Origin of the sequence: Devosia sp. UYZn731, from assembly GCF_040546795.1 — a bacterium.
GTDB lineage: Bacteria > Pseudomonadota > Alphaproteobacteria > Rhizobiales > Devosiaceae > Devosia.
On the sequence record NZ_JBEPOL010000008.1, the window covers coordinates 281,432 to 297,720 of the forward strand.

Annotated in this window: 16 protein-coding genes; 8 read left to right on the forward strand and 8 right to left on the reverse strand. The window is 62.8% G+C overall.

From position 1 onward, the window contains the following. Nucleotides 1-4: 4 nt before the first annotated feature. Genes ABIB57_RS20545 through ABIB57_RS20565 form a run of 5 tightly spaced genes read right to left on the reverse strand, consistent with a single transcriptional unit; the run spans nt 5 to nt 5,081 of the window. On the reverse strand, nt 5-994 hold the full coding sequence (locus ABIB57_RS20545) for a nitroreductase family protein (protein WP_354043108.1): 990 nt from the start codon (nt 992-994) through the stop codon (nt 5-7). Beyond that, nucleotides 991-2,097, reverse strand: coding sequence for a GNAT family N-acetyltransferase (locus ABIB57_RS20550; RefSeq protein WP_354043109.1), 1,107 nt, complete (start codon nt 2,095-2,097; stop codon nt 991-993). The genes ABIB57_RS20545 and ABIB57_RS20550 overlap by 4 nt, the downstream gene beginning before the upstream one ends. After that, on the reverse strand, nt 2,084-3,283 hold the full coding sequence (locus ABIB57_RS20555) for a hypothetical protein (RefSeq protein WP_354043110.1): 1,200 nt from the start codon (nt 3,281-3,283) through the stop codon (nt 2,084-2,086). Before ABIB57_RS20555 ends, ABIB57_RS20550 begins: the two co-directional genes overlap by 14 nt. Then, complete coding sequence (locus tag ABIB57_RS20560) at nt 3,280-4,155, reverse strand: ThiF family adenylyltransferase (RefSeq protein WP_354043111.1); 876 nt, start codon at nt 4,153-4,155, stop codon at nt 3,280-3,282. The genes ABIB57_RS20555 and ABIB57_RS20560 overlap by 4 nt, the downstream gene beginning before the upstream one ends. Then, nucleotides 4,152-5,081 (reverse strand): hypothetical protein, encoded by a 930-nt coding sequence (locus ABIB57_RS20565; RefSeq protein ID WP_354043112.1) that lies wholly within the window; start codon nt 5,079-5,081, stop codon nt 4,152-4,154. The genes ABIB57_RS20560 and ABIB57_RS20565 overlap by 4 nt, the downstream gene beginning before the upstream one ends. A gap of 174 nt (nt 5,082-5,255) precedes the next feature. Between ABIB57_RS20565 and ABIB57_RS20570 the strand changes: the two genes are divergently transcribed. Further along, the gene (locus tag ABIB57_RS20570; protein WP_354043113.1) at nt 5,256-6,407 is read left to right on the forward strand and encodes an AbrB family transcriptional regulator; all 1,152 of its coding nucleotides are present in this window, start codon (nt 5,256-5,258) and stop codon (nt 6,405-6,407) included. Between the two features lie 6 nt (nt 6,408-6,413). On the opposite strand, the gene ABIB57_RS20575 is transcribed toward ABIB57_RS20570, so the two are convergent. Then, the gene (locus ABIB57_RS20575; protein ID WP_354043114.1) at nt 6,414-7,310 is read right to left on the reverse strand and encodes an AraC family transcriptional regulator; all 897 of its coding nucleotides are present in this window, start codon (nt 7,308-7,310) and stop codon (nt 6,414-6,416) included. 109 nt (nt 7,311-7,419) lie between these two features. Between ABIB57_RS20575 and ABIB57_RS20580 the strand changes: the two genes are divergently transcribed. Continuing rightward, nucleotides 7,420-8,118 (forward strand): alpha/beta hydrolase, encoded by a 699-nt coding sequence (locus tag ABIB57_RS20580; protein WP_354043115.1) that lies wholly within the window; start codon nt 7,420-7,422, stop codon nt 8,116-8,118. Nucleotides 8,119-8,211: 93 nt separating this feature from the next. Here ABIB57_RS20580 and ABIB57_RS20585 read toward each other — a convergent pair whose 3' ends face one another. Both ABIB57_RS20585 and ABIB57_RS20590 read right to left on the reverse strand, forming a co-directional pair. Beyond that, nucleotides 8,212-8,379 (reverse strand): Thivi_2564 family membrane protein, encoded by a 168-nt coding sequence (locus ABIB57_RS20585; protein WP_354043116.1) that lies wholly within the window; start codon nt 8,377-8,379, stop codon nt 8,212-8,214. A 181-nt stretch (nt 8,380-8,560) separates the two neighbouring features. Beyond that, entirely contained in the window at nt 8,561-8,974 is a 414-nt protein-coding gene (locus ABIB57_RS20590; RefSeq protein WP_354043117.1) for a hypothetical protein, read from the reverse strand. Between the two features lie 389 nt (nt 8,975-9,363). Between ABIB57_RS20590 and ABIB57_RS20595 the strand changes: the two genes are divergently transcribed. The 6 genes from ABIB57_RS20595 to ABIB57_RS20620 all read left to right on the forward strand — a co-directional run bounded on the left by ABIB57_RS20595 (nt 9,364) and on the right by ABIB57_RS20620 (nt 16,284). After that, on the forward strand, nt 9,364-10,389 hold the full coding sequence (locus tag ABIB57_RS20595; protein ID WP_354043118.1) for a hypothetical protein: 1,026 nt from the start codon (nt 9,364-9,366) through the stop codon (nt 10,387-10,389). 228 nt (nt 10,390-10,617) lie between these two features. Continuing rightward, a complete protein-coding gene (locus ABIB57_RS20600; RefSeq protein ID WP_354043119.1) occupies nt 10,618-11,676 on the forward strand; it encodes a LacI family DNA-binding transcriptional regulator in 1,059 nt (352 codons plus the stop codon). Nucleotides 11,677-11,678: 2 nt separating this feature from the next. Beyond that, nucleotides 11,679-12,662 carry an ABC transporter permease gene (locus tag ABIB57_RS20605; RefSeq protein ID WP_354043120.1) on the forward strand — a complete coding sequence of 328 codons (984 nt, stop codon included), beginning with the start codon at nt 11,679-11,681 and terminating at the stop codon, nt 12,660-12,662. Further along, nucleotides 12,662-13,561, forward strand: coding sequence for a carbohydrate ABC transporter permease (locus ABIB57_RS20610; RefSeq protein ID WP_299725775.1), 900 nt, complete (start codon nt 12,662-12,664; stop codon nt 13,559-13,561). The genes ABIB57_RS20605 and ABIB57_RS20610 overlap by 1 nt, the downstream gene beginning before the upstream one ends. A 43-nt stretch (nt 13,562-13,604) precedes the next feature. Then, nucleotides 13,605-15,032, forward strand: a complete 1,428-nt coding sequence (locus ABIB57_RS20615; protein ID WP_354043121.1) for an extracellular solute-binding protein — start codon at nt 13,605-13,607, stop codon at nt 15,030-15,032. An 82-nt stretch (nt 15,033-15,114) separates the two neighbouring features. Further along, nucleotides 15,115-16,284 carry an ADP-ribosylglycohydrolase family protein gene (locus ABIB57_RS20620; protein WP_354043122.1) on the forward strand — a complete coding sequence of 390 codons (1,170 nt, stop codon included), beginning with the start codon at nt 15,115-15,117 and terminating at the stop codon, nt 16,282-16,284. Nucleotides 16,285-16,289: the final 5 nt, after the last annotated feature.

Below are 16,289 nucleotides of genomic sequence, written 5' to 3' on the forward strand. Positions count from 1 at the left end.
GATCTCAAGATGTTGCAATCAGCGCCGCGGCCGGCAGGCGCTCGCGTTTGAGCCATTGTCCCGCCGGCACCAGTCCCGTGCGCCAGGCGGTGATCAGCCGGCGGTCGTCGGCAAGGCCATAATGCGCGCCGATTTCCGCCGCCGCATCGGCATCGTCGGCCAGCACCGACATTGGCCAGGTCTGGAAGCCGCGCGCCGATAGCTCCAATTGCCGACGATAGAGCGCGCGGCCGGTATCGATCGGGTTTTCCTCGATCGGGCGATGAAACAGCAGGATAGCCGTGGCGCTCATGGTGCGGCGATGCTCAGAAATCAGGCTGCCGATCACGCCGGTCCGGTCGAGCAGGCCGAATAGCGGATCGCGCAGCACATGACCGGCGCCGAACGCCTCGAAGCCTGACATGCCCAAAGCGGGCGCCGATAGCCCATCGATGCCGAAGCGTGGATCGTCGGGCGATAGCCGCATCCAATACAGCAGTTCATTGCGATAGGCGGCGTTGCGATAGAAGGCGAGGCTGGTCCGCTCGTTGAGCGCCGAGATGAGATTGATTTCCTCGGGCGCGTCGACGCGAGTGATATCCTCGTGCCGCTCGGACCAGGCGACCAGCGCCCGGGCGTTTTCCCACGACGCCCGCGCAAACCCCTTCCGCCAGGTCACGCGATGCGGCATCTGCACCACCAGCGGATCGCCTTCTGCGCCGGTGGTGAGTTCGATGCGAACGGCCGCCCGCAGGTTGGAATAGCTGACGCTGCCAAAGCCGATGCCATGCTCGGCCAGCACGATGGCGCTGGCCTCTAGCGTCGCGCCCAGCGACACTCGCAGATCGCGCCCGGTCACGTCGCCGACGGCGAGCTGGCGCGTCGTGTCGGTCAACAGCCAGAGCGCGCCGTCGTCCGCCAGCTTCCAGCGGGTCGGCTGGGTATTGTGCACGCTGGGCGCCTGGTTGGCGGCGGCCGCCAGTTGCAAGAGGTCGGCTTGGCTGAGCCGGCTCATATCAGCGCTTTGCGGAACAGATGATTGCGGTGCAGCGGCTTGGCGTTCAGGTGTTCCATCAGCCGGTTGCTACCCGCGTTCTCATCCCAGATCCAGGTGATGCCGAGCTGGCGATACCCCGCGGCGCGCATGATGGGCAGCAGGATGACCATCATGGCGCTCATCACCCCTTTGGCGTGCAGGTCCTCGCGCACCGAGGCATAGACCACCAGGGCCCGCCTTCGCTTCAGGCGGCTGACGAGGAAATGCCAGGGCGTGGACCACGAAATCCGCGATTTTGTCGCGCGGATGAACGGGTTCAGATCGGGGATTACCAGCGCGATCGCCGCCGGTTCGCCCTTATGGTGGATCACCGAGGTGATGCGCGGATCGATAATCCACTTGAGTTCCTTGGCCTGGAACTCGAATTCTTCCGCCGTCAGAGGCACGAACATCGGATTCTGGCCGAAACCGCTATTGAGCAGCTTGCGGGCATCCTCCAGTCGTTGCGGAATGGTGGCGCGGGTGACCTGGGCGAATTGCCAATCGGGCGAGTTCAGGATGTCCTGCTGCTTGGGACCCAATATGGTGGCCGGATCGAATGCGTCCAGATCGACCTCGAAGGTGCGCATCGGGAAATAGGCTTCGTAGCCGTTTTCGGCCAGCAGCCGCGCAATGTGCGGCGGGCTATAGACCTGATCGACATAGGGCACGCCGTCGAAGCCGTCGGTGGTCACGCCGATCTGCTGCATTGCCGTCAGGTTGAAATTGCCCGCGATGGTATCAAAGCCGCGTTGATGGCCCCAGTTCTCGGCGGCGCCGAGCAGGGTCCTGGCCGCCTCCGCGTCGTCGGCGCAGTCGAAATAGGCGAAGTAGGCCGTTTTGGTTTTGTAGAGTGCGTTGGACGCCGCATGCACATGCGCGCCGATGCGGCCGAGAATTTTGCCATCCCGATGCACGGTGAAAAGCGCGAAGTCAGCGGCATTGGCGAAGAGCGGATTGACCCCGGCAGCGTAGAACCGCCGCAGGTCCGACCGCATCGGCGACACATAGGGCGTGCCCTCGCCATAGACCGCGAATGGCGCTTCAAAGAATGCGTCGAAATCGCCTTCACGCAGTTCCATGGGCGGCCTTTCGGGTCGAGACCAGCATAGCCATGGCCTGCACCAGCGCCAGTTCGGTGTCGATCGCCGAATTGCGGCCCACCGACGGGATGGTGGCGGCTGCCAGGATCAGCGGCGTAGCCGAGAGCGCAATCAGGTGGGTCGCATCGTATGTCGTCAACAAGCTGTCGAGCTGCTGGCGCGTATCGTCGAGGAAGACGGGTAGGTCTTTGCGGCTAAGCACTGGTTTGCTGGCGAAGGCGATGCGCAGGGCCGCCGTGTCGAAATCGGTCAGTTCATCATCGTCGAGCACGCGCGAGCCTTGCAGCGGCGAGCCCTCCGCGACGCTGGCGATAAAGCGGCGGACATCACTGGTATCGGCGGTCACCAGGGCCTTGAGCACGTCGTCGCGGCGCGACTCGGCGAACGCGCGGGCGGCCTCGTTGAGCACCAGTGCCAGCATGCCGGTGCACAGCGCCATGGCGGAGACCTGGATCAGAAACCCCCAATCCATCTGCGACATGCTGGTCGCGGCCGCGCCGATGACCAGCGCCAGAACGGCGGTGCCCACGAAGGCCATGCCGGCTTCCTGCCGCCCCGTCGTCGCGCCGCTGGGGCCGATGGCCATCCAGCAGAAAAACAGGATGGCGATGCCCGAAGCCCGGATGGGCACGAACTGCTCGAACACGCCGTAATCGCTGGCGAGGAAGACCACCAGCACCGGCAAGGCAAAGCGAACGCGGGCGATGACGCGCTTTTCCTGCTCGGTCAGGCCGTCGCTGCCGATCCAGGCGAGCAGGTAGACCGCCGCGAAGCTGGCGAGCTGGAAGACCAGCAGGAAATAGACCGGGAAGCCCAGGGGGCTGAAAATCGCAAAGACCGAAAACACGACGCCACCTGCCAATGCCGCATATTTGAGGATTTGCGGGGCATGGCGGCGCTGCAGGCCTTCGATGACCAGTAGTGCGGCCAGCGGAATCCAGGCGGCGCAGAGATAGTTCAAAACCTCGAAAATGCCCTTATGCAGGTTCCAGAACAGCAGCCGCGTTGCCAGCAGGGCGGCAACGAGACCGAGCGCGAAGATGAACCGGGCGCTCAGTCCGTCCGGCGTCGAACGCGCGCGGATCACCGCGATAGCGGCCAGCGTGCCGGCCAAAGCCGTACCCGAGACGACGCTATCGGCGATAAGCGAGTGCTGGATGGTCATGCCGCATTCACCAGCTTGGCGATCTGCCGGCGCGCGATCGGCGTAATGATGGCCGACAGCAGGCCCGGCAGCGGGCGCTCGACCTTGCCCTCATAGGGGTTGAAGAACCAGCCGCGGCAATCGGTTTTGGTGGTCTGCCCGAGGATGATGGCGATGGTCTCGTAGGCCATCAGCATACCCGTCGTGATCACCATCGGCGCGAAGGACATCCGCTTGCGCTTGCCCGCCGCCATTTCGCCGGCCAGTTCCATGTCGATATATTTTCGCGCCGAGGAATGCACCATGACGTGCTCGATCTCGGCCATGAACGCCGCGCTGCGCTGGTCGGTCGTCAGCGCGTTCCAAGCCGTGTCGATGGTCGGATAACCCAGCCGCTCCTCTGGCATCGGATCGCGCGGCCGCGTGACGTAAACCGAGGGCAACGACGAGGCGTAGGCGTCGATCACCGTTTTTCCCGCCGCCCGCGCCGTCCGATACAGCAGCAGGCTGGCCGCCAGATCGTCCGTGCCGTTGATGGTCACGGCCCCCGCCGCGACGCTCCCCGCCACATGCTCGGGCCAATCGTCCTTGTAGACCACGGTCTCGATGTCCGGATTGATGGTCCTGACGATCTCCGCGGTGGCCTCGGCCTTATGCCGGCCCACCGTGGTCATGAAGGCAAACACCTGCCGGTTCATGTTGCCGATTTCGAACGTATCGATATCGGCCAGGATCAGCTTGCCCACGCCGGCCCGTGCCAGCGCCAGCACGGCCGCCCCGCCCATGCCGCCGGTGCCGCAGACGAACACCGTGGCATTGCGCAGTTTGTCCTGCCCCACCGCGTCGACAAAGCCCAGGTTGCGGTTGGTGAACTCGGCATAGGAAAAGCTCATGCCCTGCTCCTCGGACGCAGACGGCCAAATTCGCGCGTCGCATCGAGCCACTGGATCACCGGCAAAATCGCCCGCTGGATCAGCGCCATGATCGAGGCGACAGCGACCAGCCCCAGCGCGCCTTTTGGCACCATATCGGTCAGGTAGCGCCGCGCCGCCGGCAGGTCGAGCTTGCCGATCTGGATCACGTCATCGCCGCGATTGTAATCGAGATGGCGCTGGCAGAACGTGTTGAACACGTCCTTGCGGTGCTTCTGGGCGACCTCAAAACTTTTCTTCAGATTGTCCGAGCCGCCCGTATAGGCATTGCGGATGATGAACTGCTGCTCGTCGAACTCCGCCTCCGGACCCACACCGAACACATAGCGATGCGCCCGCAGGATCTGCCGCGCCAGCACGAGGTGGCGGAACTTGCGCGGCCCGCCTCCGGCCGGGTCGGGATAAACCTCGGAAAACGTCTCCGTCACCATGCCCACCACCGCGGGCACCTGCGTGACATTGGAAATCCAGATCGGCCGTCCCTGATTGCGGATAAACAGCAGGAAGCAGGTGAGCCCATACAGCACCCAGGATAGCCCCTTGCTGCGCTGGTCGGGATCGACCATCACCAGCCCTAGATGCAGCAATTCCACCGGGCGTCCATCCAGCTCCAGCGGGATCACCGGCAGCGCGTTGAAGGCGATCGGCGCGCCGCTCTTGCTGTCGGTCACCAGCGTGATGAACGTGCTTTCCAGACGGCTCTTGTCGCCCGAAAAGATGCCGTATTCGAGGTCCTTGTCGGCCAGCGTGCGCGAGGCGATCTGGCGCAGCTTGCCCACCAACCCCGCCAAAGCCTCGGGCTTCATCCACAGTCCGGGGCGCTCGATGATGCGCATGCGCCGGCTCTGGCCGACGGGCAGGCTCAGATCGAGATAGTGTCGTTCCATGCTGCCGGATCGCCATTTTTGAAGCGCTCGCAGATGGATAGCAGATTGGAGGCCCGGCGCAATTCCGCTATGCAATTCCATCGGCTTTTGGCGGTTGAATGTGACCGCGCAAGCCGCTACCACGCCAGCATTGATCCTCCCCAAGGCCGAGTTTTCCGGCCTCCGAGTCCCGCCATGTCCTCATTATCGGAGCCGTCGCGCCGTTTCGCCATCGGAGGGCGGAGCTGGCCTGTGCAGGGCGCGGCACTGCTCGCCCTGTCGGTCATCTTGATCGCCATCCTGGAACTGGCGGGATTGCCTGCGGCGCTGTTCCTCGGCCCAATGGTGGCGGGCATCGTCATCGCGTCGGCCGACGGGACGGTGCGGGTGCCGCCCAACCTGTTCGTGCTGTCGCAAGGGGTGATCGGTTGCCTGATGGTGCGGGCACTGCCCGCCTCGGTGATCGGCGAGATCGCCAAGGACTGGCCGATTTTTGCCATCGGGGTGCTCGCTGTCATCGTCGCCGCCAACGCCATCGGCCTGGTGCTGACGCGGCTGCGCGTGCTGCCCGGCACCACGGCGATCTGGGGCGCTTCGCCCGGCGCCGCGACCGCCATGATCATCATGGCCGAGGCCCATGGCGCCGATTTCCGTCTCGTGGCGCTGATGCAATATATCCGGGTGGTCTGTGTCGCCATTGCGGCGTCGCTCGTCGCGCGCATCTGGGCCAATGGCGGGGGCAGCGGGCCGCCGCCGCCGCCCGTCGAGTGGTTTCCGGTCATCGTCTGGGTGCCGCTGATGCAGACCCTGGCGCTGGCCTTTATCGGCGCCATTCTGGGCAAGCTGCTGCGGCTGCCGGCGGGCGCCATGCTGCTGCCCATGATCGTCGGCGTGGTGCTGCAAAATACCGGCATGATCCAGATCGAACTGCCGCAACGGCTGCTGGCCATCAGCTATGCCGTCGCCGGCTGGTCGATCGGGCTGCGGTTCACGCGCGATATTCTTGGCCACGCCGCGCGCGTTTTCCCGCAAATCCTCGCCTCGACACTGCTGCTGATCGCCATCTGCGGCTTGTTCGCGGTCCTGCTGGTGATGTTCGCCGGCGTCGATCCGCTCACGGCCTATCTGGCGACCAGTCCCGGCGGCGCCGACTCTGTGGCCATCATCGCCGCATCGAGCAAGGTCGACGTGCCCTTCGTCATCGCCATGCAGACGGCGCGCTTTCTCGTCGTGCTGATGACCGGGCCGAGCCTGGCGCGGTTGATCGTCCGGCTCGTCGGCGTCTCGGACGCGCCGCCACCCAAGGTCATGGATATGACGCCGGCGCGAGATCCGCTCGATACCTGAGCACGCCTAGTCGGGCCGTGTGGTGCGCCGATGCTCGCGCGGCGTCTGGCCGAAGGCGCCGCGAAAGGTGCGGGTGAAGTTGGAGCCATTTTCATAGCCCACCCGCCCCATGATTTCGGCAATGGGCAGGCCGGTATCGCGCAGGAGCGACGAAGCGACCCGCAGCCGCAGGCCAATCACATATTGGCGCAGGCTCTGCCCCGTCAGAGCGCGGAACCGTTGATTGACCTGGGTTCGGTTGCTGCCGCACCAGCGCGCCACGTCGTCCAGCGTGAATTCGGTATTGAACCGCTCGTGCACGAACAGCAGCGCCTGATCCAGCCGATCATTCGAAGCCAGCGGCGCTAATTGCTGCACCTGCGGATTGGCAACGCGCAGTTGGAACAGCAGCTCGATCAGCCAGGAGCGGGTGCGGCAAGGCCAATGCGCGTCGATTTGCGCCGCGCCCTCGGCCCCCACCCGGCCCAGCGCGTCGCCGACACGGTGATGCAGCGTGGCCGACAACAGCAGCGGTCGCCCGAGTGCTTCCGGTTCGAGAAAACGTCGCAGCAGATAGGCGTCCTGTTCGGCGGTGCCGTCAAATACCGGCGTGGCGCGCAACAGCTCGGGCGTGAACAGGCTGTTGATGACGCCGGGTTCGAAGAACAGCGCTTCAAGCACAAGGCTCTGGCGGCGGATGATGGACGGGCGGAGGATGTCATCGAGCAGGATCACGGCGGGCGCCGCGACCATGACCGGGCCAGTGGGACCCTCGAGCAGCCCGGTGCCCTGCGCAATATGGATCAGGCCGTAATGGCCGGTAAACGCTCGCGCCGGATCGTATTGTCCCAGTGCAACGGGCAGTCGGTAGCCGGCGAAAAACTGCCGGCCGACAAAGATCGATGGGGCTGCGGCTGGCGTCATGGCGGAGCGGTTTCCATTCCGCACGATATCTAGTCCATCCCGGCATGGTTGCGAAGGGCGCTTCGCGCGAGTGTCTGCCGGCGGCAAGCATGCCGTGCAGGAGGACAGCATGGATTTTCGACCCGCTCTTTTTTCGCTGCTGACGATCGTCGCTACGACCGTGATGCTCAGCGCGCCGGCCCTGGCCGCCGACGTCAAGGTGGTTGCTTTCACCAGTGACGACGGCGTCGCTCTGTCGGGCCTTTGGTATGGGGACGGCGACAATGTCGTCATCCTGTCCCATCAATACGATCTGGACCAGTCGGCCTGGGCCGATGTCGCCAAGACCCTGGCCGATCAGGGATATGGGGTGCTGACCTATAATTTCCGCGGCTACAAGCCATCGGAAGGGGTGCAGGATATCGGCGCCATCGGGCACGATCTGGATGCGGCGATTGCCTTTGCCAAGGCCGGCGGCGCGGCCAATCTGGTGCTGGTCGGCGCCAGCATGGGCGGCATTGTCACCGTGCCGGCTGCGGTTGCGGCCAAGCCCCTGGGCTATGTCACCCTGTCGGCGCCGCTGGGGTTTGCGGGCCTTGCCGCGGACGATGCGTCGCTATCGACCTCCACCGCCGCCAAGTTGTTTATCAATACCGAAAACGACACCTATATTGCCGATACGCGGCACATGTTCGAAGTTGCCGCTGAACCCAAAGCTCTGGAAATCTATCCGGGCGGCGAACACGCCATGTCGATGTTCCCGGCGGCTCACGGCACCGAAGCCAAGGCGCGCATCGTCAAGTTCATCAATGAGGTGATGCCGCTCTAGGCTGGCTATCGCTCAGCAAAGCTGAATCGCCATTCAAAAAGCAAACGGCCCCGCCCATTGCTGGACGGGGCCGAAGCGGCGCTGTGACGGCGCCTAGAAAACGGCGAGGTATTTCAGCAGCGAAATGATGCCGATGACGATCACCACAATCTGCAGGATTTGGCGAACACGCGCTTCGACCGGCAGGCGCTGGACCAGCCACAGGATGAGCACGACGACGAGGAAGGTAATGAGAATGCTGATGAGGACAGACGTGCCCATTGCGGGTCTCCATGGTGACGCTACGAGCACACAACGTGGCCGCACGGGGTTCGTTGCCTTCGCCCGGATAAATCATGCGCCAAGCGCAAACGTTGCCGTCGCCTGCCCGTCCTTGACGGTGGCGTTGCTTGTTTGTCGGGAGGCACGTCCCCATCGAACGCCGCAGCGGGCTCGCTACGGGTTAACCCTGGATGCCATTTTTGCGCAGCGCATCGAGTGCCGCCTGCGGGCCTGAGCGGCGCTGCCGCAGCACATCGATGACATGCACAGTGTGCTCCTGCACCGATTGCCAATAGCGCACCTGGTCTTCGGCCAGCGTCTTGTCCTGCTCGGCCTTGGCGATTTCGGCATCGATCAGCCCTACCCGGTCGAGATAGGTGGCAGCGTCCTGTTCGGCGCTTCTGAGGTGCTGCTGAACTTGCCGTTGCGCCCGTTCCACCAGATCTGGAAGCTCGACGGTTTTCTTGGCGGTCATCGCCTGCAGGTGAATACCGCTATCGGCATGGTCGTCCGACCCGTTTTCGGTGTCGCCACCGTTGGTCGGCACGGGCTTGCGCGATCCGTTGCTTTTCGGCACACTTTGAATATCAGGCATTTTTCGGCATCCTTTCGCGTAAAGGCCAATTGCTTGCTAGGGGCAGGCGCAAAGAGCAAGTTGTCCCATAACAAGACTCGAGAATGCCGCAGTTAACGAATTGTTTCGAATCATTTTTTCTGGAAAAAAGAGCTAGCTTCTTTTTCGTCAAGTGATGACTGCAATGTTTCCTCAGGTTAGTTTCTGACGGTGTGCCCTAATGCGGCGGGTTTGAGGCAGCGGCATCGGAGTGGCGCGCTAAGCGGCGTCGTTCGTCAGGCCGGCGTTGGCTGAACAGGTCATGAAGAAATGGATCAGCCGGGGTTAAGGCCCTTCAAGGCAGTTGTTATATTGGGCGGGCGATGGTTTACGTGCAACCGAGGCGCCCCATTCACATTATGGAGACTTCCGTGACACTCAAATCGCTTTATCTCCTTCCCCTTCTTGTCCGGGCCCCCGTTGCGGCGTTTGCCCAGGCGGCCCCGGTTCCCTCCAGCGTGACCTTTGCGGTGGCGGCAACCATGCCGACGCTTAAGGATTCCTCGCGCAAGGACACTTTCGCGGTCACCTTGGGCGATGCCCAGGTGAAATCGCAGATCCAGTTGACCTGCTCGGCCGGCCACACCTCGATGCTGATCATGCGCGAAGACAAGGCCTGCGCCGTCGCCGGCAATGGCTCGATCGTCAATCCGGCCAACCAGGCGCTGCTGCCGCGCACGCAATATTCCGGCGGCTATGTGGTCAAGAGCGATGGTTCGACCGATGGCTCGACCCTCTCCATCAATTATCTGGCGCTCGGCAAGGTGGCGCCTTCGACCGCCGCATTCTCGGGCTCCATGAACCTCAAGCCGGAAGTCACCTCGACCGGCGCTGCGGCTCTCGCCAATACCGTTCTGGCCAAGATCAATAGCGGTGGCGATAGCAAGCTGATCGACCAGCGCGTCGATACCGTCGACCTGTCGCGCCTCTTCGTGCCGTCAGCTGGCCTGCCGTCGGACAAGGGCTGCACCTGGTCGGGCAATATGGTGTTCGCCTACCAGACCGAAAGCTGGTTCCTGGACCTGACGGCCAATTGCGACGACAAGGAATATGTCCTCAAGGGCAATATGCCGTTGACCGCTTCGCCCGGCGTGGACCAGCAGCGCCAGTATGACCTGACGCTGACCCTGCCGTCCGCCGAGGCCACCAGCGATGACGCATTGTTCGCCTCGGCCGATGCCAATGGCGACCTGTTCAGCGCCGCCGATGGCATTTCGGCGCAGATCATCATGAAGGAAAGCAAGTACGTCACCATCGACATCGACGGCGTGCCCACCGAGACCCCGTCGCAGGTTGACGCGTCGGGCACCTTCACGGGCACCAATGTCCCGGTCGAAACCGTCCGCTCGCTGGCGACCCTGTTTGGCCTCCTGTCGTCGAACCTGTTCGGCGCCTGATCCAGCTTTCGAGTGAACGAAGGCGGTCCGTAAGGGCCGCCTTTTTTTGTCAGCAAGAAATCCAGCATGCTGGCTGGATTTGACGGTTATCGGCCCGATTTTGTCCAACAGGAAATCCAGCATGCTGGTGGATTGACACCATCCCGTTGGCTGCGGTAACGTTCCCATGGCATCGCGAAACGGGTCATTCAGAATCCGTGGTTTGAAGGCCGATGCAGGGATGAGGCAATGAGTTCGAGCCGCAATCGTCGGCCCACCATTATCGATGTCGCAGAACGCGCGGGCGTATCCAAGAGCACCGCAGCGCGGGCGCTTGCCGGCTCGTCCAATATTACCGAAGAGACCCGCGAGCGGGTGTTGAAGGCTGCCACGACAGTGGGTTACGAGCGCAATCACCTTGCGGTGGGCATGCGCTCGGGCCGCTCGGGGCTGCTGGGCCTGGTCATTCCCGATATCACCAACCCGTTCTGGGCCGATGTCGCGCGCGGTGCGCAGGACAAGGCGGCCGAGAGCGGCGGGTCGCTGCTGGTATTCTCGTCGGACTGGGATGTGGTCAAGGAAGCCGCACATCTGGGGGCCTTGAGGCGTGCTCGCGTGGATGGCGCCATCATCAATCCCGTAGCCGATAGTTTTGACGATCTCGATCGTTTCGGGCTGCCCTTCGTGCTGATCGGCTCCAGCGCCGAGCGCTTTGCCGAGACATCAAGCGTCGGCTCCGACATTGCCCAGGCCGTCCGGCTGGGCATGGATCATCTTGTTTCCAAAGGACATTATGCTCCGAGCCTGATCTTGGGGCCCAAGAACCGTTTGGCGCGAGCGCGGTTTCTGCGCTCCGTGCATGAGCATTGCGTCGCCCGCGATATCGATCCAGCGATCCTGGCCGTCGAGGATGGCGAGTATACGGTCGAGGGTGGGCGGATCGCCATGCGGCGCCTGCTCGAACGGGCGCATGTGGGTCATGTCTGCGTCTTCGCCGCCAACGACATGATGGCCATGGGCGCCATGATGGCGGTACGCGAAGCCGGACTGCGCTGCCCCGAAGACGTGTCCATCATCGGCTTTGACGGCATTCCATCGGGCGAGTTTACCTGGCCCGGTCTCACCACGATCGCCAAGCCGGGCCGCGGCCTGGGCGAGCGGGCGGTCGAGGGTCTCTTCAACGAAATCGAACACCGACCGGAACACCGGCGGATCTATTTGCCGTGCCGGCTGATCGAGCGGGGTTCCCTCGCCGACCTGTCCACGGCAACCCCGCAGCGCGCTGTCGCGGGGGCAGGGAGGGTCTGACCATGGTTGCACAGAGCAAGAAAAGCACTTTGACGACCGTGCGCGGGAACGTTCCCAAGTCCGGCGCGGCTTTGCCGAAGGCTGGCCAAGCCGCTGGATTCATTCATGGTTTTCGCCAGTGGTGGCCCTATTACGCGATGATGACGCCGGGGATAATCTTTTTCCTGATCTGGCATTACGTGCCGATCTGGGAAGCCAAGATGGCCTTCGAACAGGTCCGCATCATTCCCCCTAACATTTGGGTGGGATTGAAGAATTTTCAGGCGCTGTTCTCGTCGCCGGTGTTTTACCAGGTGCTTGCGAACACCCTCATCATCTCGGGCATGAAGATCATCTTCGTCTTCCCCGTCCCCATCATGGTGGCGCTCCTCCTCAACGAAGTCCGCAGTGGCCCCTTGCGGCAGACCATCCAGTCCGCAATCTATCTGCCGCATTTCCTGAGTTGGGTGGTGATTGCCGGCGTCTTCGTCGCGTTCCTATCGCCCACCGACGGCGCAGCCGGGCAGATCGCGCGCGGCATGGGCCTGCAGCCGATCAACTATTTGACCAATACCGGCACCATCCGCTGGGTCTTGGTGTTCACCGAAATCTGGCGTTCCGCCGGCTGGGATAGCCTGCTCTATCTCGCCGCAATCATCTCGATCGATACCCAACTCTACGATGCCGCCGAAATGGATGGCGCCAATCGCTGGCAGAAAATCTGGCACGTCACCCTCCCTGGGATCGTTCCCACCATCGCCACGCTGTTCATCCTCAACATGGGCATGTTCCTCTCCGCCGACCTCAACCAGGTCATCAACCTGCAAAACGACGTCAACGCCTCGACCATCGATATCATCGACACCTACGTTTATCGCATAGGTTTGACGACCGGGGAGTACTCTCTCGCCACGGCGGCCGGCCTGTTCAAGGCGGTAATCGGCATGGTCCTGGTGCTGGTCTCGCATTTGATCAGCAAACGCCTGACCGGCAAGGGAGTGTGGTGATGTTCGGAAATTCCCGTCGTACCCCGCTCGAACGCGCCGAGTCGGCGATCATCATTTCGAGCCTGTTCCTGCTGGTCGTGTTCAGTCTGCAGCCGCTGTTGAACCTGCTGGCCCTGTCGCTGTCCGACCCTGCCAAGGTGGCCGGGTTCTCGGGCCTCTCGATCATCCCCGATGGCTTTTCGCCCGATGTCTGGCTGTTGCTGTTGCAGCACCCCAATGTGCAGCGCGGCATTTTCAACTCGATCTGGATGACCGGCGCCAGCGTGCTGATCGGCACTCTGGGAACTGCGCTGATGGCTTGGGGCATGTCGCGCCCCAAGCTGCCGGGGCGGCGCATCATCTTCGTTCTGGTGCTGGTCACCATCGTCTTCGAGCCCGGCATCATCCCGGACTATTTCCTGATGAAGCATATGGGGCTGCTCAACAATCCATGGTCGGTGATCCTCTATAAGGCGATCAACGCCTGGTACCTGATCATCCTGATCCGCTTCTTCGAGGAAATCCCGGAGGAACTGCTGGAAGCAGCCGAACTCGACGGCGCCAATCCGTTCCAGACCTTCTGGATGGTGGTGCTGCCGCTGGCGCGGCCGGCGCTGGCGACCATCGCGCTGTTCTATCTCGTGTTCCACTGGAACGAGTTTTTCCGCGCCATGATCTACCTCAACGACCAGACAAAATGGCCGCTGCAGGTCGTGTTGCGTCAGTTCGTCATCGGCGGCGACAAGGTCGCCATCGTGGGGGCTGAAAACGCCAACAACAATATCGGCATCGCCCAGATCAACATCCGCGCCCTCAAGGCCGGCATGATCCTGATCACCATCGTGCCGATCCTCGCCATCTACCCGCTCATCCTCAAATTCTTCACCAAGGGCACCATGTCAGGAGCGCTCAAGGGATGACGGCCAACCAATGCAGCAAGCATAAACAGGAGGAACAATAATCATGCTTCGCAGAACTCTCATGCTCTCTACCGCCGCACTGGCGCTTGTCGGCGCGCTGGCCGTCCCTGCCTTTGCCCAGTCGGTGCCGATCCGCATCGTCAGCAAGGACCTGCTGACCACCAACCCCGAAGACGTCAAGGAAATCGAGGCGATTGAGGCTGGGCTCAAGGCCGCCGGCACTGACGTCGACCTGCAGATCATGGACCTGCCCGGTTCGGGCTATGCCGATGCGCTGAGCGTGCAACTGCTGTCGGGGGACATTCCCGACATCATCTATTTCCAGGGCGGCGACCAGAAAATGGCCGAACAGGGGATTTTGGAAGACCTCAATCCCTGGATCGAGAAATATCCGAACCTGAAGGCCGCCCTATGGCCGCACAATGTGGAACGGCTGAAGAACTATCCATACCTGCTCTACATCTATCCGCCGCGTGCACCGCAGCCGGTGATCCGGCAGGATTGGCTGGACAAGCTCGGCATGGCGCCGCCGACCACAGTGGAAGAATATGAAGCCCTGTTCAAGGCGATCCATGATGGCGATCTGGATGGCGACGGCACGCCCGGCAATACGCTGGGTCTGACCGGCTATGGCAATACCGCCGAACTCGATTCCATCTTCAACCAGGCCTTTGGCGTGACCGCCACCTGGATGAAGGATGCCTCGGGCGCCTGGGTCAATTCGCGCGTCACCGATGCCGAGAAGGCCAAGCTCGAATATTATGCGCGCCTGGGCAGTGAGGGCCTGTTCGACAAGGAATATGTCACCAACACGTTCGACGTGAAGGAAGACAAATTCTACACCGGCAAGGCTGGCGTGATCTTCGGCTCGTCGCCCGAAGTGATCGACATCTATGGCGGCAAGATGAACCAGGCCCATCCGGGTGAGAACATCACGCTGGCGCTGCTGCCACTGCCGAAGGGCCCCGGCGGGCAGGGATTGGCAGCCGTCGATGTCAGCAAGGAATCCCGTGGTTTTGCGGTGTCCTCGGTGTCCGAACACAAGGAAGAGGCCGTCAAGGTGCTCGACTTCATGGCGTCCAAGGCGGGCCAGGATATCGACCGCATGGGCTTCGAGGGCGAGCAATATACCAAGGATGCGAGCGGCGCGGTGACCTTCACCGACAAGATATCGACCTGGTATGCGCGCTTCTTCAACGCCGCCAACTGGACGGCCCCGACCCAGCAGCTCAGCCCGACCGCGCAGGCCGCGCTCGACACCATCAAGGCGGGCTTTGTGGCCGATAATGCCTTTGTTTGGCCTTCCGACTACGCGGCCGACGTGGACGCCACCGAGCAGGTCTATCGCTCGTGGGTGGCCAAGTTCATCACCGGCGAAGCCACGACGGACCAGTGGGACCAGTTCGTCTCCGAATACAATTCGGCCGGCGGCACCAAGCTGGCCGAATATGCACGCACGGTTCTGAAGTAATCCGCGCGTGACCTGAACGATCCCCATCCCGGCCCTCCCTTCGGGGTGGGGGTCACCTTCGCTAGAGTTGAAAGACAGCCAAATGCCAAACTCCCTTCGCGGCCGGGTCCGCGCCATGCTGCACGGAATAGCTCTCGGCGATGCACTCGGCGCGCCGGTGGAAAAGCTGTCGGCAGCCGATATAAGGGCGCGTTATGGCCGGGTGACGTCGCTGAATACGGCGTGGCACAAGATGAACCTCGACGCAGCGGCGCGGAACGGGCGGGTGCGCGGCAATGGTATCGTCACTGACGATACGCTGATGACGCTGGCGCTGATGGACATTTATGGCGATGTGGGCCGGCATCTGGACGCCTGGGACATGGCCGACGGCATGGTGCGCCAGATCGCCTGGACGCCCCGCTATGTGCCTGAATTGCAACGCGAGACGATGCTAATCGAGCGGCTGTTCTATCCGGAAAAATGGATTTTCCAGCGTCACCAATTGAGCGCGTGTGACCCGCGGCAGGGCGGCGTGGGCAATATGGTGAACTGTGGGGCGGCGATGTATATCGCGCCGATCGGCGTGGTGAATGCCGCCGATCCGAAGGCGGCCTATGACGAGGCGATTGCCTTTGCGGCCGGGCATCAGGAGAGTTTTGGGCTGGAGGCTGCCGGGGTGGTGGCGGCCGCGGTGGCGGCGGCTTTCGAGCCGGGCACGACCATCGAGGCCATCATCGAGACGGTGCTGGGGCTGGCCAAGGACGGCACGCGAGCGGCTATCGCCGATATCGTCGGCGTGGCGCGCCAATTGCGCGGGACCGGCGCCAGCCACGAGGCGGTGTGCGATGCGTTCCATGCGGCTATCGCGCCCTATTCGCCAATGGGCGACGACGTCAATCATGTGGCCGAAAAGGCCGGGCGGCTGACGGATGCCTATCGGCCCTCGCGGCTCAATGCGATCGAAGAATTGCCGCTGGCGCTGGGATTTTGCCTGCTCAATGGCGGGGACTTCCGCCTGTCCATCGAAGACGGGATCAATTCGGGGCGTGACACCGACTCCATCGGCGTGATGGCAGGAGCGATCCTGGGGGCGATGCATGGGGAAAGCGTCATCGATACCGAGGACCGGGCGCTGCTGGACAGCGCCAACAAGTTCGACCTGACGGCCTCCGCCGATGCCTTCACCGACACTGTCAAAACCATTCTCGATGCCGACCGCCAAGCTGCCGCAGTGCGCGACGAGGCCCGTTCGGCTCTGGCTGTTTCCTGATTTTT

What these genes read in the sequence shown, in the direction of transcription:
- ABIB57_RS20565 (WP_354043112.1), bottom strand. Translation starts at nt 5,081, where the DNA reads ATGGAACGACACTATCTCGATCTGAGCCTGCCCGTCGGCCAGAGCCGG.
- ABIB57_RS20575 (WP_354043114.1), bottom strand. Translation starts at nt 7,310, where the DNA reads ATGACGCCAGCCGCAGCCCCATCGATCTTTGTCGGCCGGCAGTTTTTC.
- ABIB57_RS20560 (WP_354043111.1), bottom strand. Translation starts at nt 4,155, where the DNA reads ATGAGCTTTTCCTATGCCGAGTTCACCAACCGCAACCTGGGCTTTGTC.
- ABIB57_RS20590 (WP_354043117.1), bottom strand. Translation starts at nt 8,974, where the DNA reads ATGCCTGATATTCAAAGTGTGCCGAAAAGCAACGGATCGCGCAAGCCC.
- ABIB57_RS20605 (WP_354043120.1), top strand. Translation starts at nt 11,679, where the DNA reads ATGGTTGCACAGAGCAAGAAAAGCACTTTGACGACCGTGCGCGGGAAC.
- ABIB57_RS20600 (WP_354043119.1), top strand. Translation starts at nt 10,618, where the DNA reads ATGAGTTCGAGCCGCAATCGTCGGCCCACCATTATCGATGTCGCAGAA.
- ABIB57_RS20620 (WP_354043122.1), top strand. Translation starts at nt 15,115, where the DNA reads ATGCCAAACTCCCTTCGCGGCCGGGTCCGCGCCATGCTGCACGGAATA.
- ABIB57_RS20585 (WP_354043116.1), bottom strand. Translation starts at nt 8,379, where the DNA reads ATGGGCACGTCTGTCCTCATCAGCATTCTCATTACCTTCCTCGTCGTC.
- ABIB57_RS20580 (WP_354043115.1), top strand. Translation starts at nt 7,420, where the DNA reads ATGGATTTTCGACCCGCTCTTTTTTCGCTGCTGACGATCGTCGCTACG.
- ABIB57_RS20610 (WP_299725775.1), top strand. Translation starts at nt 12,662, where the DNA reads ATGTTCGGAAATTCCCGTCGTACCCCGCTCGAACGCGCCGAGTCGGCG.
- ABIB57_RS20615 (WP_354043121.1), top strand. Translation starts at nt 13,605, where the DNA reads ATGCTTCGCAGAACTCTCATGCTCTCTACCGCCGCACTGGCGCTTGTC.
- ABIB57_RS20545 (WP_354043108.1), bottom strand. Translation starts at nt 994, where the DNA reads ATGAGCCGGCTCAGCCAAGCCGACCTCTTGCAACTGGCGGCCGCCGCC.
- ABIB57_RS20555 (WP_354043110.1), bottom strand. Translation starts at nt 3,283, where the DNA reads ATGACCATCCAGCACTCGCTTATCGCCGATAGCGTCGTCTCGGGTACG.
- ABIB57_RS20570 (WP_354043113.1), top strand. Translation starts at nt 5,256, where the DNA reads ATGTCCTCATTATCGGAGCCGTCGCGCCGTTTCGCCATCGGAGGGCGG.
- ABIB57_RS20550 (WP_354043109.1), bottom strand. Translation starts at nt 2,097, where the DNA reads ATGGAACTGCGTGAAGGCGATTTCGACGCATTCTTTGAAGCGCCATTC.